Origin of the sequence: Belliella pelovolcani, from assembly GCF_900156785.1 — a bacterium.
Classification (GTDB): Bacteria; Bacteroidota; Bacteroidia; order Cytophagales; family Cyclobacteriaceae; genus Belliella; species Belliella pelovolcani.
Window position 1 is genome coordinate 1 of record NZ_FTOP01000012.1, and the last position, 25,906, is coordinate 25,906.

Below are 25,906 nucleotides of genomic sequence, written 5' to 3' on the forward strand. Positions count from 1 at the left end.
ACAGCTTGTAATATTCGTCGTTGCTAATCTTTTTCATGACGCAAGATTACGAACCAAACAGAAATCAGAAAATATGGGGTTTATCGGACGGATACCAATATTCTCCTCCATCAAAAGCCAGCAGGTGATGGTAAAGGGGGAACCTACTTTGGAACAACAGGCTGTGGTAAAAGCTACACGATGTTATTTTTGGCTAGGCTGGTCATGAAGAGCTCAAGTTTCTCCTCTCCTACCATTGTCCTGATCACCGACCGTACAGATTTGGATGATCAGTTGTCTGCACAGTTTACCAATTCCAAGGGCTTTATCGGAGACAATGAAGTAGTATCTGTGGAAAGTAGAAATGATCTTAGGGTTAAATTACAAGGAAGAAACAGTGGTGGCGTATTTCTGACGACCATTCATAAGTTTACAGAAGACAGTAAGCTCCTTACTGACAGGGATAATGTGATCTGCATCTCTGACGAGGCACACCGATCCCAAGTCAACTTGGATCAGAAAATAAGAATAACAGACAAAGGTGTCAGCAAGACTTTTGGTTTTGCCAAGTACTTGCACGACTCCCTTCCCAATGCTACTTATGTAGGCTTTACAGGGACACCCATTGATGCTACCTTGGATGTGTTTGGTGATATTGTGGATTCCTACACCATGACCGAGTCTGTCAAAGACGAGATTACTGTTCGGATAGTCTATGAAGGAAGAGCTGCCAAAGTATTGCTCAACAATAGTAAGCTCAAAGATATAGAAGACTACTACAATCAATGTGCTGAAGAAGGCAGCAATGATTATCAAATAGAAAGTAGCAAAAAGGCCATGGCACAGCTGTCCACCATTATAGGCGACCCTGACCGGCTCAAAGCATTGGCTGAGGATTTTGTAAAGCATTACGAGCAGCGCTTTTCAGAAGGTGCCACCGTGGCGGGCAAAGCACTTTTTGTCAGTAGCAGTAGAGAGATTGCCTATCAACTGTATCAATACATTCTTGCACTTAGGCCAGATTGGGGAGAAGTGAGGGCTGCGGATCCTTTGGCAATACTGAGTGAAAAAGATCAAAAAGAAATCCTACCTGCTGCAAAAATCCAAATGGTGATGACGCGAGGCAAGGATGATGATAAAAGTCTATATCAGCTGTTGGGAAACAAAGCTTATAGAAAAGAATTGGACAGGCAGTTTAAGAATATCAAGTCAAACTTCAAGATAGCCATGGTTGTGGACATGTGGCTTACTGGCTTTGATGTCCCATTTTTGGACACCATCTATATAGACAAACCCATTCAGAGGCACAACCTTATACAAACCATATCGAGGGTCAATAGAAAATTTGGAGGCAAGGAAAAGGGGCTGGTGGTAGATTATATCGGAATCAAAAAACAAATGAACTTGGCACTTGCCCAATACAATAAGGTGGATAGTCAGAATTTTGAAGATATTGAACAATCTGTTGTTGTGGTCAGAGATCATTTGGATTTACTTTCTAGGGTGTTTCTAAAATTTGACAGCAGTGGCTATTTCGAAGGCAGCCCAATGCAGCAGTTGAGTACCTTGAACATGGCAGCTGAATTTGTGCAGCTGACCAAAGACTTGGAGAAGCGCTTTATGAACTTGGTCAAAAGGATGAAAGCTGCCTATGACATTTGTTCTGGCTCAGAAGTAATTACTCAGGAGGAGAAAAACCAGATTCATTTTTACATCGCAGTAAGATCCATTGTCTATAAATTACTCAAGGGAGAAGCTCCTGACACCGCTCAGATGAATGCCAAAGTAAGAGACATGATTCAAGCTGCGATAGAAAGTGAGGGCGTGGAAGAGCTATTCAAACTAGGCGATGACAAGCAAAAAGAAGTGGACATCTTTGACGAAGACTATCTCTCCAAAATCGACAAGATCAAGCTACCACATACCAAAATCAAGCTACTTCAAAAACTCCTTGCCAAAGCCATAGATGAATTCAAAAAAGTCAACCGTGCCAAAGGGGTAGATTTCAGCAAAAAGATGCAGGTCTTGGTGGACAAGTACAATGAAAGAAAAGAGGCCGATGTCTTGGTCAGCAATGTGTTGGAAGATTTTACAGATGAAATCATTGATCTTTACCATCAGCTTAGAAAGGAAAAAGACTCTTTCAAGGACCTGGGGATAGATTTTGAAGAGAAGGCCTTTTATGACATTCTCAAAGCTTTGGCGGTGAAGTATGACTTTACGTATCCTGATGACAGGCTACTCACGCTAGCCAAGGAGGTCAAGACTGTGGTCGATGACAAAGCCAAGTACACTGATTGGAGTAAGAGAGATGATATCAAGGCAGAGCTAAAAGTGGATCTGATCATTCTATTGGCGGAGAATGACTATCCGCCTGTAGATCGGGATGAAGTGTACAAGGAAATCTTTGAGCAGGCGGAGAACTTTAAGAAGTATAAAAATAGTGGATCGATGTAGTCATGCCCCTATATAGAAATCTAATCTATATTGATGATAAGGACATCACTTATCGGGTGAAGCACTTCCGGTATGAAGGGGACAAATGCATAGTGGTTTACAACAATGGAAGTAAAGAATATGCTTACAGCCGAGAGCGCGCTAGAATTGTTTCTACCGCCCTAAGTGAAGATAATGCATTTGGAATATTCAAGTATCTGAAAGAGACTGCTGAAGTGGTCGGTCGTGAATTAGACGAAAACAATAATATCCTTGCTCGAAGCTTTGAATCCATTGAACAAATACCGGAAGAGAGTGTCCTTTCTTGTTATCTCAATGGGACATTGCCATCTGAAGATACTGACACCCAAAAAATAGATCTTTTTCCTTTTGGTTTTAATACTAGCCAAAAAGCTGCAGTTAACCTTGCCTTTTCGAGAAAGCTAAGCGTCATAGAAGGCCCTCCAGGAACGGGCAAAACCCAAACGATCCTCAATATTATTGCTAATGCCGTCATGAATGGGCATTCTGTAGCTATAGTTTCAAGCAATAATGCTGCAATCCAAAATGTATATGACAAGCTAGAGAAAAATGGGCTTGAGTTTTTAGCTGCCCTTTTGGGGAAAAGCCAAAACAAAAAAGATTTTATTGAAAACCAAAAAAGCCTTCCCCATCTTTCTGAATTTTACCTCGCTCCAAAAAAATATGACAGGTTACAGGAAAAGGCGATAAAACTTTCCTCCCAACTAACTGATTATCTTGAGAAGAAAAATAAATCAGCGAGGTTGAAAATGGAGCTTGAAAACATTATAACTGAATATCAGCATTTCCAAAAAGTTTATAAAGAGCCAGCTGATTCTTCAATAATTTTCAAGAAGAACTTAAGAGCTTCTTCGATCCTTGAATTTTGGGTCTCAATCGAGAACTTAGCAAGGAGAGGCAAGCGGATTGATTTCATTAAGAGAATCTTATTCTGGTTAAAATTTGGAATCAAAAACAAAGAATTCTTTCTCAAGCCATTAGAAGAAATCATATTCATTTCACAATCAAAATACTATCAAAATAGAATTTCTGAAATTAATCATGATCTCAGGAAGCTTGAAATGGCATTGAATAAATTTTCATTTGACCAGAAAATGGAATCTTACACTGCGATGTCAATGCAATTGTTCAAGGCTGTATTATGTAATAAATATAAGACTAGTAAAAGAAAAGTCTATTCTATTGAAGAGCTCAGATCTAAATCTGCTGATTTTGTTCTTGACTATCCTGTAATCCTGAGCACTACTTATTCATTGAGACTTAGTCTATCAAATCAATTCATATATGATTATGTAATTATTGATGAAGCTTCACAAGCTGATATTGTCACTGGGGCGCTTGCACTATCTTGTGCCAAGCGAGCTGTTATTGTTGGGGATAACAAGCAATTACCTAATGTGATTACTAAAAACACTAAAACCCAAGTTGACCCTATTTTCAAATCCTACCATATAAAGGAATGTTATAGGTACTCAACGCAAAGTTTACTTTCCTCTCTTCAAGCTCTTTTTCCAGAAATCCCTAAGACACTGCTTCAAGAACATTATCGATGTCATCCCAAGATCATCGAGTTTTGTAATCAAAAGTTCTACAACAATGAACTTATCATTCTCACAGAGCATAGTCAAAATGGATCACCATTATTGATTTACAAAACTGTTGCTGGAAATCATGCGAGAGGAAATTTGAATCAAAGGCAGATTGATACGATCAAAGACGAAATCATTCCAAGGGAAAAGCTTTATAGTCTTGATATGGGGATTGTTACCCCCTACCGTGCCCAAACAAATGCATTGCAATTAGCATTTAAAGATACAAACATAAAGGCTGACACAGTTGACAAGTTTCAAGGTAGAGAAAACAAAATCATCATACTCTCAACGGTCGACAACGAGATTTCAGAATTCACAGACAACCCAAATCGGTTGAATGTTGCTGTTTCTCGTGCCATCGATCAGCTAATCATTGTAGTCAATGGAAACGTAGACGATCGAGATAGTAATATTTCAGACCTGATTCAGTATGCCGAATACCAAAACTTCACAGTGGTTCATAGTGAATTGAATTCTGTTTTTGACCTTCTTTACAAAGGCTTTGAAGCTGAACGCAATAAATTCATTTCTAAATCAGGAAGAGTTTCCGAGTTTGAAAGTGAAAACCTTATGTATGGTCTTATAAAGGAAGTATTGTCAAATGAAAAATTCTTGAAATATGATGTCCTCACCCATTTTCCGCTTCGGAATCTTATCCGTGATTTCTCTCTTTTAGAAGAGGAAGAAAGCAATTATGCGAAACATCCCTTTACACACTTAGATTTTTTGATTTACAATAAGTTAGGAAAGGTTCCTGTTTTGGGAATTGAAGTAGATGGGTTTTCTTTTCATCAGAAAGGCAGCTTACAAGCTGAGAGGGATCAGATGAAAGATACTATTTTGAAAAAATTCAAACTCCCAGTATTACGATTCAGCACCACAGGGAGCAATGAAAGGAAGAAATTGGAAAGTAGGTTATTGAGGATACACGATTCTAAGTTGAGAAGTTAAATGACGAGATTTTCTAAATCTGTAAACTTGACTTTTCCTAAAGTTGTATTTGATTCAAAACTCACTTCCATCTCTTCTAGAGCAAAGGCATACCAAAGTAGCACCAAAGCCACATCAAAGTAGTATCAAAGTAAGGGATAGTGCGAGCTTAGCTGTTTAAAAATGGTAAGGTATGATTTATTTACAACTAGAGATCTTTTTTTCCTCACTGAATGATCTTTAATTTTTGTTAAATAAAGAGTTAAGTTCTTAATAGACATTAAGGTAATAGTTTAATTTTGATGGAATTGAGTAAGTTTGGTAAGCTTATTTTGAATCATGGAAACAAAACGAGCTCAATCTGATATTTATTAAGAAAAATCATATTCTATCATTCTAAAGCTTTTTAACATGAAAATTACACTTCTATTTATACTTGGTTATTTTTTTGTTTTGGGTTCTGTTCATGCCGAGAAAAGCATTTCTGATACAGAAAAGCTTGCTGCTACTGCCAAAGTCTGGGGTTTTTTGAAATATTATCACCCGAGTGTTGCCAAGGGTAAGTTTGATTGGGACCAACAGTTGCTGGACATTCTTCCTACTTTAGACAATGCTGAGACAAAGGAGGAGTTATCGGCTATTTTCTTGACTTGGATTGAATCTTTGGGCACTATCAAGTTATGTAAGAAATGTCAGGAGGATTCTGAATCAATTTATTTTGACAAGAACTTTGATTTAGTATGGTTTGATGATGAAGCGCTATTCACCAAATCGCTCAGTGAAAAGCTTCGATTCATAGAACAAAACAGGTATCAGGGAAAACCTTATTATGTCAAAACTGAGGGTAGGAATGCTACTTTAGTAATCAGCAATGAGAAATCCTATGCCGAATTTGACTGGACAAATAAGTCAATGCGGCTCTTGTCCCTGATGAGGTATTGGAATACAATAGCCTATTACTACCCGCACAAATATCAACTGGATACCAACTGGGATACAGTACTTCTTCAAATGATCCCAAAGTTTTCTGATCCAGATTCAGAACTTGATTATCATCTGGCCATGTTGGAGCTTGTTGTGAAGATTGACGATAGTCATGGTTACTTTTCGACTGATTTGATCAATGCACATTTTGGACTTGATTTGATTCCGGCAGCTTTTAACTTTATTGATGACAAGATTGTGATAACAGGTCTTTTTGATCAAAACTTGGCAGCTGCTAATGACCTTCAGATTGGAGATGTTATCAGTAAGATTGAGGGAAAAGAGGTGTCAGAGGTCTTATCTAAGAATTTAAAATATATCCATGGATCAAATCATCCTACCAAACTTAAATATGCTTTTGGTAAAATTTATCCAAATGCTTCTGACAGTGTTGAAGTTGAGATCACTAGAGAGGGAGTTACCCGTGTTCGTAGGCTTGGAAGGTATCCAAGAGATCAATTCAGTTCCAGTTCAAGTCTAGACCATTGGAGAGTGATCCAAGACAATATTGGCTATATCAATTTAAAGCGAATTGATGGGAAAGAATTAGCCAATGCGCTCCAGAGTTTAGCTGACACAAGAGGAATCATTATAGATTTGCGGAATTATCCGAAAGAGTTTTTTGGTAATGAATTCAAGAACTTTTTGGGAGCTAGAAATGAGGTTTTTACTAAAGTAATCAAACCTGACTTTAAGTATCCAGGTAGATATCTAATTACCGATCAAAAAGGGGTAACCAAAGCGTCTAAATATAAAGGAAAAGTAATATTGCTAGTTGATGAATATACCCAAAGTCGCGCTGAGTTTACCGCCATTTACATTCAGAATGGATACAATGTTACTACTATTGGAAGTCAAACTGCAGGTGCGGGAGGTATGATGATTCCTCTTGAGTTTGTTGGAGGTTATCAATCCTATTTCACCAGTAGTGGCATTTTTTTTCCTGATATGAGTGCTGTTCAAAGAAATGGTGTTCCGGTTGATTATGTTGTAAGGTCTAGTCTAAAGGGGATTATAAGTGGGGATGATGAAGTTATTGATAAGGCTGTGGAGTTGATTTTGAAGGATGAGAGGAGGTTATAAGATTGATAATAGTTATTTCATCTTCTTTTTTGTTCCCGAATCCCGAGATGGGACTGACTCTATCCACCTTCAAGGCCACCACAGGCTTCTGAAAAAAAAGGAAGAAATATATCCCTATACGAGACAGGTCATCTCTTATTGGGAGGCAAGCCATCCCTTTTCGGGAGGCAGGCCCGGATCTCCGTCGTCCCGCCTACATTAGACGAGGCTTGGTAAGTTTTATGGTGAAAAATACCCTGTTGGAGTGGATTTTAGTTTTTAAAGTTAATGGGATTCCTAATTACAACATGAAGTCAATATATTCTTTCAACAATTTATTGTACTTTTAAATTAAAACTATCATTTATTAAAAGTACTTTTTGTTTTAATAACACAATCAACAAGCTATGAATATGAGATCATCAATTATTTCCGTGACCCTATTATTTTGTGTTTTAAGTTTTGGTTATGCTCAAAGTCCTTGCAATCCTCATCCTCTTTTTAATAGCTTACCACAACACATCCTCTCTGATTGTGAGGAAAAAGAATTTGATAAAATTCAAATTGATTATACTGATAAGGACGGCACTTGGGTTCAGTATGAAAAATCGGGATATCTATTAAAGACCTATTACACTTTTGAAGGCGATTGGGAAAAAAGACCTTCCAATGCAATGATTTTTCAAAATTACATCAAAGCCGTTACATCCAAGGGTGGGACTGTCATCAATGAATCTAAATCAGCGGTATTGCTAACTTTAAAATTAGCCGGTGATGCATGGTGGATAAAAGTCCAAAGTGACCAAAGTGGCACTTATGCTGTCACATGTGTCAAAGAAGAATCCATGCAACAATACATTGTCCTTTCAGCAGAAGATATCGCCAAAGAAATAAAAGCCAACGGCAAAGCAACCTTCTATGGAATCTATTTCGATACAGATAAATCTGAAATCAAGCCTGAATCCAAGGAAACCATTGAGCAAATGGCCAAATACCTCCAAAAAAACACACAAGTAAATGTCTATATAGTTGGCCATACGGATAACACTGGCTCTTTTGAGCACAACCAACAATTATCTCAAAAAAGAGCAGAATCTGTGGTAAATAACCTGATCAACAACTATCAAATCTCAGCTAGCAGGTTAAAAGGTTTTGGGGTTTCCTCTTTATCGCCCGTTTCAACGAATACAACAGAGGAAGGGAAAAGCAAAAATAGAAGAGTGGAGATGGTGTTGAGATAGAATCCAATAAAATACTCAGCTATCGAACTTGTAAGAATAAAATTGGTAGACTTCCATCGTTAGATATTCTAAACAAATGTCTCGTACTTTTAGAAGAAATAAGTAGTAAACATCAAGCAAATCAAAACAACCCAACAATAGAATACTTAGAAATGAAAGCAATAGTATATTCCAAATATGGGCCTCCTGACGTAGCCAAGTTGATGGAAGTTCCAAAACCAAAAGCCAAAGACAAAGAAATTTTGGTAAAAGTATATGCTTCTACCGTAAATCGGACTGACTCAGGCTTTCGCAGTGCCGAGTATTTTGTTTCAAGATTTTTTTCTGGCTTGTTTCGTCCCAAATATCAAATACTAGGTTGTGAGTTTTCGGGTATAGTTGAAGAAACTGGTAAGGACGTAACTACCTTCAAAAAAGGTGATCAGGTTTTTGGGTTTAATGACAAGACATTTGGTGGCCATGGTGAGTATTTAACGATTGCTGAAACTGATGCGGTGACCAATATGCCAGATAAGATACACTTTGACCAGGCAGCTGCACTAACTGAGGGGGGCCATTATGCATTGGTGAATATCAGAGCCGCAAAAGTTGCACCTGGACAAAATGTACTGGTTTACGGAGCAACTGGTGCTATTGGTTCTGCGGCTGTTCAGTTGTTACATTATTTTGGAGCAAAGGTAACTGCGGTGTGCAATACAAAGAATGTCAACTTAGTAAAATCGCTTGGTGCAGATACTGTTATTGATTACCAGACAGAGGATTTCACCAAAACCTCTGATAAATTTGATTTCATCTTTGATGCCGTTGGAAAAAGCTCATTTGGCCAGTGTAAGCCATTGTTGACTAAAAAAGGCATATATATCTCAACTGAATTGGGGAAAAACGGTGAGAACATATTATTGGCATTGACTACACCACTTTGGGGAGGCAAGAGACTCCTTTTTCCACTTCCGTCAATCAGTAAAGAGGATGTGATTTTTTTGAAAAAACTTTATGAAGAAGGGCATTACAGGCCTGTCATTGACAGACGATATGATATGGTGCAAATTGTAGAGGCTTATGAATATGTTGAAACTGGTCAGAAGACAGGCAATGTTGTATTAAAAATAGCAGATTGGAGGGTTGTTTGCTAAATTAAATAATCAATTCGTTTTATTTCCATCAATTAGTTTTAGTAATTTTTTTACACAAATTAGGAAAATCAAAACATTAAACTAACCTTTCACGTCTAAGTATTCATAACTAAAAATATTATCAGCATGAAACACCTTTTTAAATTTGCACTAGTAGGTTTTGTTTTGATTTTAGGCTGCAACACAGAAGATGATTCCCCAAACATGTTATCTGTATTGGGCGAATGGGAGTTGGCCGAAGTAGGCTTTCAATGGCAGGCAGACCCAGATGACTTTGAACTTCCTATTGATAGGTATCAATTTAATCAAAACAATACGTTTAGTAGGACTACAGAGTCTGATAGCGGGGTCAAAAATGCCAGTGGAACTTATGTAATAGAACCTGCAACTGAGGAGGATGTAAATGCCTTGTTTTATATTACATTGGATTATGAGCAAGGAGAAGAAATGATAGGAAATTGTGAAGGAGGTGGATATGAGGAGGGAAAAGAATATTTATTTATTAACTCGGAAAAAAGACTAAGAAATACATGGGATCAATGTGATGGACCTTCTTATATTTATGATAAAAACGAGTAAAATTGACTATTTAATAATTGATTTAAAAAAGCCCGACAATTTGGGCTTTTTCTATGCACTAATATCTGGTGCAATTTTTAAATTGAGATTTACTTTTAAAACAGTTAGGTTCCAAAAGCAAAATTAAAAGTATGAAGAAAATAGAGGCTATAGATGTAATTGCACTGATTTCTGACCTTGAAAAGATGCTAATCAGCTTGTTAGAGGGATTATCAGATACTGATTGGACTAGACAAACTATAGCCCCTAAATGGAATGTAAAAGATGTAGCTGTACATCTATTAGACGGTAATTTGAGGACACTCTCTATGCTTCGTGATAACTACTTCGGAGAGAACCCTAGCAATATAAATACTTACCAAGACTTAATAGATTACCTCAATACACTCAATGCTGATTGGGTAAAGGCTACCAAAAGGCTGAGCCCGAGAGTTATCATAGACCTACTTAAATCATCAGGGAAAGAGTATTGTGATTTTCTAGCTACCTTAAACCCTGATGATAAAGCTGAATTTTCCGTGGCTTGGGCAGGTGAAAACGAATCTAAAAACTGGTTTCATATCGCAAGGGAATACACTGAAAAATGGCATCACCAACAACAGATTAGACTTGCGGTAGGCCAGGAACAGGTATTACTAGAAGAAAAATGGTACTATCCTTATTTAGATACTTCAGTACGAGCTTTACCTTATCATTATAGAAATGTGGAAGGAAAAGCTGGAGACTTAATAAAATTCACTTTTGTAGGAGAAAGAGAAAAGAGCTGGTTTTTAATTTACAATGATGGTTGGGAATTGATCACCTCTATAGATCAAAAACCGAGTTGTGAAGTCAAGATCAGGGATGAGTATGCTTGGAAGCTATTTACCAAAGGCATCACTAAAGATGAAGCTATAAATGTTTCAGAAATTATCGGTAATATAAGACTTGGTGAAGGCATATTTGATTTGGTTGCTGTGATGGCTTAAAATAAATAATGTATATACGGAACTTTGCCTGTAATATTAAAAAAATCCGATTTATTTAACTCCGGATCCGCCTCAGCAGACTAGTTACTAATAGATATTGGATCTGCTACAGATTAAGTTATTTGAAGATATTGACCATTAGCAACCGATTAAGCCTATAAATTGATTTACTGGAAAAAAACGAATAATCTGAAATTAAATAATAAGTATATCCGTTTTCTTGCACGCGGCTTAACAATTGATTGTTGAATTTTCGATTTCATGTTCGGTTGATTAAGCCATGACGCAGGAGATGTAGACTGTCTTTTTTTGACGATTATTGGCAAAATGTAATGCATCTTCTTAACTACTATGCAACTTTGCAATTATTCTTAAAAATTAAATTTTACCTAAAAACTAAAATAGAATCATTAGGCCATCAATCAGTAAAATTTTAATTTTGAACTAAGATTTTCTTTAGACTACTAATTGCTTGAACCACTTTTACATCATTCCAGGTATCATTAAAACTATCTTCATTTTCAACCGACACATCTGGGACAAAGGCACTTTTATAAACTATACCATTGATATCCACTCCATAAGCAGTTGAAAGTAATAAATAGGCTGAATCATTGATTGAAAAACCTTCTGTGGCAGTAACATAACCAGCAGTATTTGACCCAAGTATAGTGAAAGCCTCTCTGCTTTTTAATGCAATAATAAAAAACTCCGCTGAACTGCCGGTAATCGGACTAGTCAGCAAAATTACTGGAATATTTTGGGCATCAATTGTACATGTGGGTTTGATTCTGGCCATTACTTGCTGATTTATCAAAAATTCAGTTTCTGTCAAAAACCACTTTTCATTGTGTTTTGATTGGAAAGAACCAATGTGACCTTTGGGCAAGAGTTGGTGTACTCCAAGGATCATTGGATACATAGCACCTCCACCATTTAGTCTCAAGTCAATAATCAATCCCTTTGTATTATTTTGCAGCAATTCACACAAGTGATTATTCAGATTCTGAGCCTTTGCATCCAAATCCTCCTGATTGACAAATGGCATACTAGGAATTCTAAGATATCCAATTCCTTCTGTTAGCATCATTGAAACCACCTTAGGCCCTTTTTTCCATTCATTCAAAATTGAATCGGAAACAATTATTTCACCTTTCTTCCATTGGTAGACTTGATCATTTAGATAAAAAGCCCCATGAAAATCATGTGTCTGACTTAACAAATCAATCATCATTTCACCTAAGCGTTCATCATTAAGATCCATATCGAACTGGCTCTCAATAGTTGATTTAAGAAGCTTCCAATCCACTTCATAGGAATTTAATGAGTGTTCTTCCATAATTTCCAAAGCTGCAAGAAAAATTTCACGATTATTTTTGACTTGCCCAAATAGTGGGCTACATATCATGAAAAGTGAAAATATTCCTCCAATTACCGCTAAACTTCTATTCATATTTCTTTAGTATTATTTCCAATAAGTTATTGAAGTAGTTCAGGTTTTGCCTCAGCACCTGCTAAAATCCCTCCTACTTTGAAACGACAAAATAACAGTTCATCATATCGTGAGAAAGTCTATTCTCTTGAATATTTGTAAAGCCAGTTTCTTGCAACATTGTCATTGCGGTCTCTGTCCCCCACATGGCGCCTAATCCTAATCCTCCCTGCGCAATGGACACAGGAGTACAATGCATTGTAGAAACAGCATATAATAACCTTCCAAACGGATGGTTCAAATTATTTACAACATTTTTAGAGGCATCAATATCCTGCATCAGGAAAACACCATCATCTTTAAGACACTGGTAGATGGTTTCTAAAACAATTTTCGGAAATGGTTGATCATGTATAGCATCAAATGCAAGAATTAGATCAAATTGTACGTTTGGTTTAAATTTGCTCAAGTCTGCCTTTTGAAAAAATGTATTTTTGAGCCCCTTTTCCTTGGCCGTTTCCAAAGCTTTTTGAATTGGTTCTTCACAAAGATCAATTCCCAGGAATAAAGAATTAGGGAATTTCTCTGCTAACTCCAAAATTGCCTTTCCTGAACCACACCCTACATCTAATACAGAAATACCATTTTCCAATCGTCCCACAATACCGGGAATCAAAGGCAAAATATGATTTATTAAATTTGTCACAATGGTTTGACCACTGTCTTCAGACATGACTTCATGAAATCTTTCATAGTTTGAATAAGGTACACCTCCCCCCTCTTTGAAGCATTGAATCACCTGTTTTTCCATAATCATTCATTCTAGTTGGTTTATTATTTTCATGTAGAAGAACAGTTTCGCTCTTCTTAATGATTGATGGTAAAACCCTTCAAGAAGTTGCACTATGGTAAAAAAACACATAAACATGTGATTATTAATTTTTTGAGCAACCATTCGCTATTTGTCCCCATCTAGAACATAATCTAAAACTTGTTACTATTATTTAAATTAACTACACATGAAAAAGACTAACTTTCTAATTTTCATTATCTTGATAGGTTTAAACACATCTTGCATCAGGGATTTGATGGAAAACTTTCCAAATCCTCCCGCTCCTCTTCCCATTGGTGTTCCTACAGGAGTAGGGTCTCCTATTGGGGAAATTATTGAATTAGAAATCAACTCAAGTGGGGGGCGTATAGAACTAGATCAAGGGAAACTACTGCTGATCTTCCCACAAGGTGCTTTTGCTCAATCTACACTGGTTCAAGTACAAATGCTTTCCCAGACTTTGCCTTTAAGTATAGGGACCTCTTTTGATTTACGAATCAATGGTCAAGTTCCGAAAAAACCCATAGAAATTATATTTACATATGCAGACGATGATTTGGAAGGAACTGGTCCTGATTTCATTCATTTGGCACAACAGGATGAAAAAGGTATTTGGAAATCCACCCGTAACCTTCAGGTGAACTCTAGCACGAAAACTATTAAAGGCCAGATTTCAACAGGTAAGTGGTCATTTTTTGCATCTGCTATGATAAAACCAGGTGCTAAAACTTTAGGATTGTTACAATCACAGGAATTAGAGATTGTTGGTTATGAATATGAACTTAGCCTGCGGACAGACCCGGAATATAATGATCTCTTAGCACCATTGGTTCCACCAGTAAGGGTACAGCCGGCATTAGTTCGGGAGTGGTTGATTGATGGACAAAGCAGCGGAACACAACCAGAGCGAGGCCACTTAGGATTCATCGCTAATGATTTCACTCTAGGAATTTATACTGCCCCCTCCATTTTACCCACAATACCTAAAGTGATGGTTTCGGCTGAACTTTCCTTAGGAAAAGGGAAGTTTCTCCTCCTTTCCCATATCACTCTTGAAAACAAAAATAGCTTTGAAGTAGGCCCTTATGCTTATAGCAATGCAGAAGTATTTATAGGCAAGTCCGGCGATATCTTAACCATCAATATGTTGGCAAAATCCAATGCAAATTATGTAGCTAATCTCGCTTTTTTTATCCCTGAATTTAAGGGAGAAGGAAGTTACAATTTCTCTAATTTAGTTCGGGGAGGGATAGAGATTATATCGGATTCTAAAAGCTTCTATTCGATAGCATTCAATGAAAACCTAGAGCCTTATTTTGAAGGCAATATAACTATCACTGAAAGCAGTACAAATACTGGAAAAACTATTAAAGGAACGATGGCAGGCATACTTTATGAAAGGAAAGAAATGAATAACATCCTAACCTATCATCCTTTTAATTTTCATGCAGATTTTTCAGGTACCCTAAGTAATTGATTTCAGAGTAGGTTCAAAAGAATTTAACCTACCATAAATACAATAACTATCAAGCATTCTTTTTTAGGTATTCATATTGGAAATTATGATTCGCCCGAATTTGGCAATATGCCAAATTCGGGCGAATCATGTAGTTAAAAAATAGAGTAATGAATCAGAAAATTCTCTTGTACGCTTACTAATTATTTTAGGAAATTCAAATAATAATCTAGGTCGACTTTTTCAAATCTACTAGCATTTTTTGCTTCGACCCATCCAGATTTTATAGATTCAAAAATTTGAGGTTCTTCTAAATGGAGACTGTTTAGGATTGGTTCAATTCTGAGTTTCACATCATCTTCTAATGTCTTTCTAAGTAAAACTGGTCCCAATGGAATAACACCAGACATCCAGAGGATATTTATTTTCTCTTTTGGTGAATCCAAAGCATAGTAATCGTTAGCTCCAAAAGCAGCTATATCAGCACTTCCTGATAGAATTTCTTCCAAAGCCTTTTGATGGCTTCCTGAAAAATCTATGGAAGCAAAATGCTCTTCCAAAGGTGTCATTTGATGATTTTGTAAATAAAAGAAAGGGAATAAGTATCCGGATGTAGATTGAGGATTTACAAGTGTTAAGGATAAGTCTTTTGACTTTTCAATGAGTTCATTCCAATCAGCAACTCCTGATTTCATGGAAGAAGCTATAATTGACCGATAACTGGTAGCAGATGCTGATTCATCTATTAATGCTACTGCAATTTCAAATGCATGGGCATGCTCTAAATAATGAAAATAACCTGCCGTACTGACAAATACAATATCAACCTCCTGCCTGACCATCGCATCAATCAACTGATCAACCGTAGGAAATGATATGGTGATAACACAAATCTTTCTTTCCAACTTTTTTTCAATCAATTTGGCCAAAGGTTGAAGATTTTCTAGCCTATCGGTAGTTCCATAGGTATACGTGGCTAATATGATTGATTCTTCTTTTTCTTGAGCATCGGAAGTATTTACAAGAATTGAGAAAAAGATAAAATACGTAAGTGCAATTTTTTTCATGTAGATAAGTTGAAGATAAATTCATTTTGTAAGAGGTGTAATAAAAAAGGGTATCTGGATTTAATAGTTCAGATACCCTTTGAGCGGTTTTAATTAAGCTAGTTCTCTTTCATTCAGAGCGTCTAATAATTCAAAATAAGCGGATGGCTCCATTTCTGAGCTTATAACATTCATCAATTGGTCAAAAAATACTTTTGGAGCATTTGCTTTTAGACCTGATAATGCCATAACTCTTTCACTGGGATCAAGTGCTGGTACAATGTATCGAAACCAGCGTAGAATTTTCTCAGGAGAAAAGGAAGACACAATTCTATGATGTTGCTCAAATAACTCTTCATCGCTGTAGTTTTCCCAAATTAGATTCAGAACCTTTCTTTCTTCAAAAACCATATGGGCTAGATACTTTGATTGAAATTCAGACAATGACAGGAAATATTCAAAGAAATTCCTTGGAGAATCTCCGCAAATGAGTGAATCTACCTTTTTTCCCAGTTCAATTACAAGCCCTTCCAGGTATTCGTGTTCTTGTTGATTTTCTTGGGTACTTCCAGGGCACTTGGATTCCAAATCCGGCAAGATCATATGATCTTCCACATGTGCATGCTGCTCTAAGAGGTAAAACAACTCGTTGGATAGCAATTGAAGCTTTTTGACTTCTTCCTGTTTCGTTTGGTCCAAGTTTCCTGCTAGGTTTGAAACCTTACCCATAAGATACCTCAATCCTTTATGAGGCAATAAATAGGGATTTAATCGTAGTGTTTGCATAGTACTTTTAATATTTTTATATCGATAGGATGGATAAAATCATCCTGTAGTTGCCTCACTTTTTGAAAACCACATGTAGATGTGATTCTGCATTCTCAAGTACTTCCAAAAGCAACCTTTCATTAGCTTATACCATCTTCTAATAAAAAAATCATGAACAAAATTCTTTTCGTACTGATCATCTATTGGGTTCTATCCCCAATACAGGTAAATTCTCAATCTCTATTGCCACCATTAGAGGAAATGCCTTTTTCAAAGGACGCTTACATCCTATTGAAAGATGGCACTAGGATCAATGGTGAATTAGTCAATACAAGTAGTGGTAGAGGAGTAAGCAGAGTGGTTTTAAAAGATGAATCTGGGATCAAACACTCATACAAAGCGGATAATATTTTTGAATTAGGGATTTTTTCTAACGGACTTGTAAAAGCTCAATATTTCAACGAAAGCTCCGCATCGATCAAAGCATTGTTCCGAACAGACAGGAGCGCTATACAGCAGAATGACTATGTTGTATTCAGAAATGCTCAGCTAAAAGGAGGAAAGGAATTATTACTCCAACTGTTGAATCCCCATTTTGATGAACATTTTCAGGTATTTCACGCTGTAAATGCCAGAAAAACCACATCTCTTCATAAAGGCATGGTTACCATTTCTGGAGAAATGCAACGGGTTTACCTTGTTTCCAAAGACGGTTCCGAAATATTTAAAGTCAAAAAAGGCACATACAAAAAAGCATTTAAGAAAATGTTTTCGGATTGTGATGCTTTAAAAGAAATCAAAAGGCCTAAGTTTAAAGATTTTGGACAACACATCTTTTATTACTCAAACAGCTGTTCTCATTACTTCTATAACTAATTCAAATCAAATCCAATAATTATTAACTTATGATCACAAATAAAATATTAGTAAATACTATAAAATGCTACATCCTAATTTCCTTTATTAGTTTGTTTTATGTCAGTATTATGGGGATTTTTTCCCCACAGCAAGTAATGGAGTTGGTAAGGGTAAGCTTAACCAATACTGATGCAATTAGCTCTATTCGAGGAGTCTATGGAGGAGTTGGCTTTACGATTTCTTGCTTATTGCTTTTCCTTTTTTTCAAAAAGCCCGAATGGGCCCATGGCTTCTTAATCCTGTTTTGGGGAAGTTATGCCTTAAGCAGAATTTTGACGATTTTGATGGATGGAAAACTGGGTGACTTTGGAGCAAATTGGCTTTTGATAGAAAGCTTATTGTGCGTTATTGGATTGTTTCTATTGATTATCAAAAACATACTTACCAAATCAGATGAGATGATTTACTTAATGGTAGACCAAGGTAAATAATAAAAAAACAACTGATTACAAACAGATTCTACTTACTACATTATTTTTCTACCGGATAATTTGCTCAAACAATCGCTTGATTTGACTTAAATTCATCCGGTAGTTTTTCTGTTAAAAAATGAATCCCTTATGTACTTAATCCCTACTATCTTATTAAGAACCCTACCACTTTTATTGTTGCTTTTGTTTAATACATTTTCTGTTGAAGCTCAAAGCAGACTTGAGAAAAAGCTTCAAAAGGATTTGTCAAAACACGGGAAGGATCCGACTAAATATGTGTTAGATAAAATCCATAAGCATGACCTGTTAGTATTTGATGATGGCTTTCACCATGCAGAAGAACCATTTTTATTCTATGAAGAATTGGTAAGGAATCCTGAATTTTCAAAAAATATTGACTTCATTTTTATTGAAGTTTTTCACACAGATGCACAAGAAAGTCTTGATTTATTCTTTGATGCTCCTTCGAAAGAATTTTCCATCCTTTATGAAGTTTTTCAACATGATTATAGCGGCTATGGTTGGCCATATGAAAGCTATATCAATCTTTTATCAACTATTTGGGATGTGAAACATCAAATACATGAAATATCTAGGTTAAAAGTCATAGCAGTAAGTCCACCGATCTATTGGGAGGCCATTCAATCAAAAAAAGACTATGATAGATTTTTGAAAACACTGGATACTAGAGATTATTTCATGTATCATACTATATTGATGCAGATGGAAAATTTCAAGAATGGGAAAAAAGGGATTTTTCTGACCAATACCCGACACGCATATAAAATCATTTATAACCAAAGTGGGGAGCCTTACTGGAACACCAATGCATTTTTCGATCATTTCTACCCAGAAAAAGCATTCTCCATTAGATTCCATCATTTATTTCTCTCTGTTGTCAAAAAAAAAGAAGTAATACAAGAACATAACACTTCCGAAGGACTAGAGAATTTTGAGTTTAGTTTCATCCAAGCAGCTAATGGATTATGGGAAAAGGCTTTTTGTAAAAATCAAGGATTAAAAGTTGGATTAGACTTCAAGCATACAGCATTTGGAAGAACTCCCTATTTAGGAAACCATAGCTTGAATATTCAAAAAAATACGCTCATGTCAGATGCCTATGACGGCCTGATTTTTCTAGCACCTGTTGAAAAAATAGGGAAATCGAGAAGAACTGTTTTTTTTATCACAGAATCGTTCAAGCTGGAGTTAAAAAGAAGAATTGAGATATTGCAAGGAGATAACTTACAGGAATTTTTAAATGCATCCAATGTTACGTCTTTAGGCGATTGGATAAACATATTTGCTAAAGGTCCAAAAGAAGATTTGAATTAGCTATAAGTAGTTGATACAGCAGTATTGAAGTAATCAATTGCTATCGAAAACTATAATGCAATTGCACCAAGCCGCTTTCAAAACTTTTAGAACTTAACAAGCTAAGTTTGCTTTCGGGAATTCCTTTAACAAAAAGTGGAATCCCTGCCCCTACTACAACTGGGATAATGGAAATGATCATTTCATTTAATACTCCTGCATGAAGCATCATTTTTACTACTTGCGCGCCTCCATCTATAAAAATATTTTTACCGGGTTTAGCTCGTAGCCTTTCAATCAAGGCTGCTATATCGTCAGAGTAAAATTGAACATTGCCAATACTTTCTCTGAGCTCCCTAGTGATGATATAGGTTTTCTTATCTTGATGTGGAAACTCTTCGACCTGAGACATAACCCATTCATATGTTCTCCTACCCATGATTATCGTATCAACGGATTCAGAAAATGTTGCATACCCATAATCTTCTCCTTTTTTAGCTACAGCTTCCAAAAAAGAAAGGTCATCACCAGGTTTGGCAATGTACCCATCTAAACTACAGGCGATGTATAAAATAACTTTTCTCACTTCTCTTATCTTTTGTTGATTAATAATGGATTTATCCAGAATAAAATTTTCAGAGAACCCCAAATATAAGTTGAGGTTCTCTGAAAAGTTATTTTCCTAAAGTTTAAAATAAGAAAAAGTTGAGTTGTCGGGGTTTGTAAATTTCAATTCCCAAAATGCTAATCCAGATAATGGATGAAAACTACGTTTGATCTCGTAGGGAAGCCGAATAGTTCCTGTTTCAACTTGCTCTTCGTAGTTTTGACTGGTATCGCAGCTTAAGTAGAATTTACTTCTCCAAAATGTCTGCTGAAAATTTATTGATTGCCCAATTTCTTGATAGTTACCTATAATATATTCTGTTGAGTAGGATAGACAATTGGGGTCATTTTCAAATTTTTCGGTGATCAACCATGTAAACTTCCCATCTTCCGAAAAGCGAATCCCAAAGCCTCCTGCTCGATTCGTGTGCCAAGGAGTTGCAGCTCCGCCAAACCACATCCCAGAAGAAACATTATAAAATTCAGGATCAAGGTTAAATAGTTCTTCATTAAAACTCCACCAATCCATCCAGTCACCTTGTAGGGTAGTTTGCCCTGGATTTGCCAAACTTACAGGAAATACATTTCCTAAGGTATTATTCCCAAAAACATTAGAGGTTGCTATATCCTCATTTACTGCTTGAGATTCTTTTGCATAAATACCATATCCAGCAGAATGATTGATTCTGGACATCCTTAAAATAAGTTTACCTGAAACGACAATATTGGCTTTATGGGACATTCCGGGTATTAGTGCACTTCCTGCGTAAGATACATCTGCTCTGGATAAAATATTTTCAGGATGACTACTTTGGATCCAAATTCCTTTCCAATTATGAATTCCATCTTTAATGTTTGCTGAAATATCAATTCTCTGGGATTGTGAACCTATAGCTTTTAAATACCCATTTTGCAAGACATGAATCATTTTATCCTGAAGCATTTCTATTAACGAGCCTGGTTTAATCTCTAAACCTGATTTAACAATTAAATCTGAACTGATCAGATATTTTGATTGATCGTTGAATCCATTCCAATGAACAGCATTTGACAGGAATAGATCTCCTCCTGTTTCTACTCCGTCAAAACCATTTTGACCCTTAAATCTAGAATGGAAATCCAACTTATGGATTTGAGATGCTGGGACAAAAGCAGATGGACCAGTATTATTAGAAAAACTATTATTTTCAAAAACACTTAACTGAGCATCAGAGGAAACATATAACCCGTAGGAATTGCTTTCTCTTATCGTTAGGTTCTTCAGTTCAAGATAGGTAGGTTGACTAAAACCTTTAAGTAATAAGTTTGCTCTTACTCCTGGTAATTCATTAAACTCTTTACCTCCTGCATGTGCAATGAGCACATTATTCAATTTATTCCCTGTGCTAGTAGTATTCAACAATACTCCCTTCCAATATCCACTGTTCGGCTGTTCGCCTTGCAAACTTATACGTTGGTCAGGAAGTCCAATAGCCACTATATTACCATTGATTTTTAGTCCAGCATCTTCTTTGAAATGCACCACAACACCTGGTAAAATTGTCAGTTTTGCATTGACAGTTATTTCTTTGGTAACTATGTAATCTGGAATTGCTGGATCCTCAAATTTATTTTCCCATACAGTATCTTCATTAATATCCTTTGATAGGTAATTTTCAGGCTCTTGAATTGGGACTTCATTCTCTGCAATTGCTGTAATTTTCAGCTCATCTTTGGCAGAAAAAGTATGCTGTTTGACTGTCAATTCAAGGATATATTCCCCTACTAAATCAGGGCGAAATTGAGCATTGGGCTTTTGGCTTTCATCAATTTCAACTTGGCTACCATCCGGTTTGGATTTGATTGTCCACAGATAATTGATTACTCCAGTTGCGCCTTCTACTTTACCTTCAAGAAAGACTATTGTTTCTACAGTCACTTCTTGGTCTTCACCTGCAATTGCCTTTAAGTTATTTGGAATTTCCTGTCCCATATCTTGCTGACAAGCAGTCAAAGCAAAACAAATTAAAATTGTGAAGTACAAAAGATTTGAAAATCTGTTCATAATTAGAGAATAGTTAATGTGATACTTATGATTCGGCAAAGTACCGAAGCTCCATTTTCTTGATGAATAATTCATGCGTTGAGTTGCATCCCTCGATTTCCAGAATCATTAATTCTTCCAATTTTGAAGATTCAAACGATCAAATACCAATAGAAAAAGGTCAAAATCTGCTTAAATTCAGTGATTTACAAAAATTTCAGCCCAATAATCACATAAAGATGTTATTTATCAATTCGATTGGTGAAAATGAAGCAATTGATAAGTATTTTAGCCTTTTGATGAAGTGTTTTTATACGATATTGTTACTTATTGTTACTGGAGTTGGCTGCTTTGCCAGTCCCAATAGGTTTTTCAATAAACTTACCATAGCAGATGGGTTATCCTCCAATAATGTTTATTCAGTTTGGCAAGATAAGAAAGGGTATATTTGGATTGGCACTTCCAATGGTCTGCAGCGATTTGACGGAAAATCCTTTCTTTATTTCCCTGTCCTGAAACCTGCTCAGAGATATGCGCAACCTGTCAGGCAAATTTTAGAAGATTTGGATGGTAATATGTGGATCAGATATGGTGACAGTTATGGGATCTTTAATCCATCTGATTACAGCTTTAAAGAAGTTCCATTAGAAAAAGCTGATGTAAGATTTCATGGTGAGAAACTATGGATCGATAGCAAAGGGCAAGTGTTTTTGATATTACGAAGAAATAAGATTCTCTATTACGATCAGCAGAAAAGTGTATTTTCCGAAGTGGGCAACCCGATCAGATACCCAAAAGGTCATCAGCCTATTTGCATAACTGAAGATCGAAAGACGGGATATTATTGGATAGGTTCTCAGCAAGGAATATCCGTATATGACCCTATCAGCAATCAGATCTTTGAAAAGGGACAAAATCCCAAAAATCTTCCTCATCTTGACAATGAAGAAATCAAAGTGGTATTCGATATTTCCATAGATCAGTCCAGAAATTTTTGGATTGTTTTTTGGAATCCAGATCAACGATTTTTGACCATTAATGAAAAAACAGGAGATTTTGTAAACCTAGCAAGTCAGCTTGTCAATACTTCGAAAGAATATCGGGAAATGAAGACATCATTGGAAAGTAGAAGCGGTGAGTTATGGTATTATGGTGTCAATTCCTTGTATATATTAGAACCAAATCAATTATCCTTTAGTACTCCTAGAAATGAATTTTTCAGATTTTCTGAAATTTATCAAGTATTTGAAGATCGAGAAGGAGGTATATGGTTAGCCTCTGATGAAGGGCTTTACTATTATATAGATGATTTTCCTGAGATTAACTATCAAAGTTTCCATGAATTAGAGCCGGATCATCTGCTTTTAGGAGGGATTGAACTGGAGAAATCGGGGAAAAAAGAATTATGGATCCCCAGTTGGGGAAGAGGAATTCTGGTTTTAGATCAGAATTACAAAGACATCACTCCCAAATACCTTTATCAAAATGCACCTCAAGGGAGGTCGACAACACAACCATGGTGCTTGATTCAGGAAAATAGTTCAGGTAAAATCTGGATTGGGAACCAGGAAGGTTGGTTACATATTGTAGATCCTACTACTCAAAGCTCAAAATTTTATAATTTTCCAGTTTTTAAAAACTCTACTATTCGAAGTATTTCCGAAGACAGTTCGGGCAATATCTGGTTTACCACTCAACGTGGTGATCTAATCAAATACAAAGCTGGACTACCTGTTTCTAATGATGCATTTCAAGTAATCCGATCTTTCAATGGATTTACCTTAGCTCATTTGGTTGACCAACAAAACAGGGTATGGGTATGTACGTCTAATAATGGGGTATATTGTTTGGATAGTACTACTGGTGAAACTATCAGACATCTTGACGACACTATACTATCTTCTAACAAAGTAGAGAAAATCACACAATTGAATGATAGCATATTCTTTTTTGGTTATGATCTATTGAATGCTTATAATTTCAATTCCCATACCAATAGAATTCTTTCGTATTCAGAGGGAATGATCAGTAATGACATACTACACATGCTAATTGATAACGGTGGGTATCTTTGGCTTAATACTCCAAATGGTATATGTAAATACAATTATTTCAGAAACCAATTTATACACTATGGTTCTAAAGATGGTTTTGGACTAATGGAGAGGGATGGTAATGGAGGTTTTTTAAGATCTGATGGTAAAATCATTTTTACGGGATACTATTCTTTTGTAGAATTTGATCCTATGGATTTCAATCAAGCGCTTACCCCTGAAATGCCACTACTAACCAGTTTGAAGTTATTTGATAACTTTATTTTTGTTGATTCATTAACTACAGAAAAGAAACGAACATTTAACCATCATCAGAATGCGTTTACATTTTTCTTTAGTACGTTAAACTTTATCAATCAGGACAAACTCACTTATCACTATCGTTTATCAGGAATTGATGAAGAATGGCGAACGAGCGGAAATGCTAATATGGCAATTTATTCACTATTACCACCAGGGAAATACATACTTGAATTTAGAAGTGAAAATGAAGAGGGAAGAGCTTCAGCTGTTGGATCTTTTTCATTTAGAATCACCCCTCCTTATTATGAAACTTGGTGGTTTAGACTATTGGTCATTTTATCCATCATAGGTACGCTGCTGCTTATTTATAGGCTTCACCTCAATAGGATTTTGGCTGTAGTTAAAGTAAGAAATAGAGTTGCCAGAGATTTGCATGATGATATGGGCTCAACATTGAGTACAATAAATATTTTGAGCGCCATGGCAAAAACCAAGTTAGGCAATGACCCAGTCAAGACTAGTGAGTATATCTCAAAAATATCTGATAATTCTCAGCGAATGCTTGAAGCCATGGATGACATTGTATGGAGCATAAAACCCCAAAATGACAGCATGGAAAAAGTAATATCCAGAATGCGAGAATTTGCATTTAATGGAATGGATGCAAAAGAAATAGATGTAAGATTCGAGATTGAGGAAAGTGTTTATCAAATTAAACTTCCTATGGATTACAGGAGAGATCTTTTTCTGATTTTTAAAGAAGCTGTCAATAACCTAATCAAGTATTCTGATTGCAGACGTGCTTTTATCCACTTTTATGTCCAAAAAAATGTGCTGATCATGAAAATAAGAGATTATGGAAAGGGCTTTGATTTGCAGAATGATGATTCAGGCAATGGACTTAATAATATGCAAAAAAGAGCTGAAACCATGGGGGGAAAACTTCAGATCAAATCAAAAATTGGCGAAGGAACTGAGGTGGTTTTGGAAATAAGGGTATAATGCATCTTAAATAGGAGATTATATTGCTGGTAAGGTTCACCTATTTATGTGATTGACAGCGTCAAGAAATTCCTCTTTATTTGTAACTAACCAAAAACTGAAAGTCCAATGATAAAGCTGTTAATATATGAAGATAATCCCCTATTAAGAGAAGGGCTAACAATGTTAATTGACGGAAGTGAGGGATTTCAGGTCCTTGGATCGTTTAAAAACTGTTCCAATGTGGTCCATGAAGTTGGATCATTCAAACCTGATGTCATATTAATGGATATTGATATGCCTGTAGTCAATGGCATAGAAGGTCTTAAGCTTGTGCGTCAACATAATACAGAAGTAAGCATACTAATGTTAACAGTTTTTGATGACAATAAAAATATTTTCGAAGCGCTTCAAAATGGTGCTAATGGTTATATTTTAAAAAAAACACCACCAGCAAAACTTTTGGAATATATTCAAGAAGCAGCAACAGGTGGTGCTCCAATGACTGCATCTGTAGCTTCCCAGGTTTTAAAAATGTTTGCACAAATCAATATTCCTTCTGACAATGATTACAACCTTTCAGAGAGGGAAAAACAAGTCCTTCAGCTGCTGGTGAAGGGTTACTCTTACAAATTGATCGCTGCTGAAATGTTCATTGCTATAGATACTGTCAGAAGCCATATCAAAAAAGTATATGAAAAGCTCCATGTAAACTCTAAATCTGAGGCAGTCGCTAAGGCATTTAAAGACCGAATTGTTTAAGGACTAACCATCAGACTATACAAATTTTTGGTAGTAGCATATGATTATTTTTAAAACCAGATGGGCAATTGGATGTAAAAAATTCACCCATTTA

General features: G+C 36.1%; 19 protein-coding genes and 1 pseudogene. 14 read left to right on the forward strand and 6 right to left on the reverse strand.

What is annotated here, in order from left to right; genetic code table 11:
• The 8 genes and pseudogenes from BW935_RS18885 to BW935_RS13050 all read left to right on the forward strand — a co-directional run.
• The coding region (locus BW935_RS18885; protein WP_449374839.1) for a hypothetical protein at window positions 1–208 on the forward strand (208 nt) is incomplete at its 5' end.
• Window positions 115–2,436, forward strand: a pseudogene (locus tag BW935_RS13020) (type I restriction endonuclease subunit R); the annotation flags it as partial. The gene BW935_RS18885 and the pseudogene BW935_RS13020, both read left to right, overlap by 94 nt.
• 2 nt (window positions 2,437–2,438) lie before the next feature.
• Window positions 2,439–5,000, forward strand: a complete 2,562-nt coding sequence (locus BW935_RS13025) for an AAA domain-containing protein (protein ID WP_076502121.1) — start codon at window positions 2,439–2,441, stop codon at window positions 4,998–5,000.
• Between the two features lie 390 nt (window positions 5,001–5,390).
• Entirely contained in the window at window positions 5,391–7,046 is a 1,656-nt protein-coding gene (locus BW935_RS13030; RefSeq protein ID WP_076502123.1) for a S41 family peptidase, read from the forward strand.
• 392 nt (window positions 7,047–7,438) lie between these two features.
• Window positions 7,439–8,266 (forward strand): OmpA family protein, encoded by an 828-nt coding sequence (locus BW935_RS13035; RefSeq protein WP_076502125.1) that lies wholly within the window; start codon window positions 7,439–7,441, stop codon window positions 8,264–8,266.
• Between the two features lie 152 nt (window positions 8,267–8,418).
• A complete protein-coding gene (locus BW935_RS13040) occupies window positions 8,419–9,399 on the forward strand; it encodes an NAD(P)-dependent alcohol dehydrogenase (protein ID WP_076502127.1) in 981 nt (326 codons plus the stop codon).
• A gap of 126 nt (window positions 9,400–9,525) precedes the next feature.
• Window positions 9,526–9,978, forward strand: a complete 453-nt coding sequence (locus BW935_RS13045) for a hypothetical protein (protein WP_076502129.1) — start codon at window positions 9,526–9,528, stop codon at window positions 9,976–9,978.
• Window positions 9,979–10,109: 131 nt separating this feature from the next.
• Window positions 10,110–10,946 (forward strand): maleylpyruvate isomerase N-terminal domain-containing protein, encoded by an 837-nt coding sequence (locus BW935_RS13050; RefSeq protein ID WP_076502131.1) that lies wholly within the window; start codon window positions 10,110–10,112, stop codon window positions 10,944–10,946.
• Window positions 10,947–11,379: 433 nt separating this feature from the next.
• Here BW935_RS13050 and BW935_RS13055 read toward each other — a convergent pair whose 3' ends face one another.
• A complete protein-coding gene (locus BW935_RS13055) occupies window positions 11,380–12,285 on the reverse strand; it encodes a S41 family peptidase (protein WP_245802705.1) in 906 nt (301 codons plus the stop codon).
• A gap of 187 nt (window positions 12,286–12,472) precedes the next feature.
• A complete protein-coding gene (locus tag BW935_RS13060; RefSeq protein ID WP_076502134.1) occupies window positions 12,473–13,195 on the reverse strand; it encodes a class I SAM-dependent methyltransferase in 723 nt (240 codons plus the stop codon).
• A 202-nt stretch (window positions 13,196–13,397) separates the two neighbouring features.
• Between BW935_RS13060 and BW935_RS13065 the strand changes: the two genes are divergently transcribed.
• A complete protein-coding gene (locus BW935_RS13065) occupies window positions 13,398–14,687 on the forward strand; it encodes a hypothetical protein (RefSeq protein ID WP_076502136.1) in 1,290 nt (429 codons plus the stop codon).
• A 182-nt stretch (window positions 14,688–14,869) separates the two neighbouring features.
• On the opposite strand, the gene BW935_RS13070 is transcribed toward BW935_RS13065, so the two are convergent.
• Both BW935_RS13070 and BW935_RS13075 read right to left on the reverse strand, forming a co-directional pair.
• The gene (locus tag BW935_RS13070; protein WP_076502139.1) at window positions 14,870–15,733 is read right to left on the reverse strand and encodes a phosphate/phosphite/phosphonate ABC transporter substrate-binding protein; all 864 of its coding nucleotides are present in this window, start codon (window positions 15,731–15,733) and stop codon (window positions 14,870–14,872) included.
• A 93-nt stretch (window positions 15,734–15,826) separates the two neighbouring features.
• Window positions 15,827–16,498 (reverse strand): hemerythrin domain-containing protein, encoded by a 672-nt coding sequence (locus tag BW935_RS13075; protein WP_084565952.1) that lies wholly within the window; start codon window positions 16,496–16,498, stop codon window positions 15,827–15,829.
• Window positions 16,499–16,651: 153 nt separating this feature from the next.
• On the opposite strand from BW935_RS13075, the gene BW935_RS13080 reads away from it, so the two are divergent.
• The 3 genes from BW935_RS13080 (at window position 16,652) to BW935_RS13090 (ending at window position 19,164) form a co-directional block, all read left to right on the forward strand.
• On the forward strand, window positions 16,652–17,356 hold the full coding sequence (locus BW935_RS13080) for a hypothetical protein (RefSeq protein WP_076502144.1): 705 nt from the start codon (window positions 16,652–16,654) through the stop codon (window positions 17,354–17,356).
• A 29-nt stretch (window positions 17,357–17,385) separates the two neighbouring features.
• Window positions 17,386–17,829 carry a DUF4345 domain-containing protein gene (locus BW935_RS13085; protein WP_076502147.1) on the forward strand — a complete coding sequence of 148 codons (444 nt, stop codon included), beginning with the start codon at window positions 17,386–17,388 and terminating at the stop codon, window positions 17,827–17,829.
• 129 nt (window positions 17,830–17,958) lie between these two features.
• Window positions 17,959–19,164, forward strand: a complete 1,206-nt coding sequence (locus tag BW935_RS13090) for a hypothetical protein (protein ID WP_076502149.1) — start codon at window positions 17,959–17,961, stop codon at window positions 19,162–19,164.
• A gap of 40 nt (window positions 19,165–19,204) precedes the next feature.
• On the opposite strand, the gene BW935_RS13095 is transcribed toward BW935_RS13090, so the two are convergent.
• Both BW935_RS13095 and BW935_RS13100 read right to left on the reverse strand, forming a co-directional pair.
• Window positions 19,205–19,729 carry a dihydrofolate reductase family protein gene (locus tag BW935_RS13095; RefSeq protein ID WP_076502312.1) on the reverse strand — a complete coding sequence of 175 codons (525 nt, stop codon included), beginning with the start codon at window positions 19,727–19,729 and terminating at the stop codon, window positions 19,205–19,207.
• Window positions 19,730–19,825: 96 nt separating this feature from the next.
• Window positions 19,826–21,793: a PKD domain-containing protein gene (locus BW935_RS13100; RefSeq protein WP_076502152.1), complete on the reverse strand. Its 1,968-nt coding sequence runs from the start codon at window positions 21,791–21,793 to the stop codon at window positions 19,826–19,828.
• A 218-nt stretch (window positions 21,794–22,011) separates the two neighbouring features.
• On the opposite strand from BW935_RS13100, the gene BW935_RS13105 reads away from it, so the two are divergent.
• Together BW935_RS13105 and BW935_RS13110 are read left to right on the forward strand one after the other, a co-directional pair.
• On the forward strand, window positions 22,012–25,071 hold the full coding sequence (locus BW935_RS13105) for a ligand-binding sensor domain-containing protein (RefSeq protein ID WP_175606671.1): 3,060 nt from the start codon (window positions 22,012–22,014) through the stop codon (window positions 25,069–25,071).
• A 108-nt stretch (window positions 25,072–25,179) separates the two neighbouring features.
• Window positions 25,180–25,812: a response regulator gene (locus BW935_RS13110; RefSeq protein WP_076502158.1), complete on the forward strand. Its 633-nt coding sequence runs from the start codon at window positions 25,180–25,182 to the stop codon at window positions 25,810–25,812.
• Window positions 25,813–25,906 lie beyond the last annotated feature (94 nt).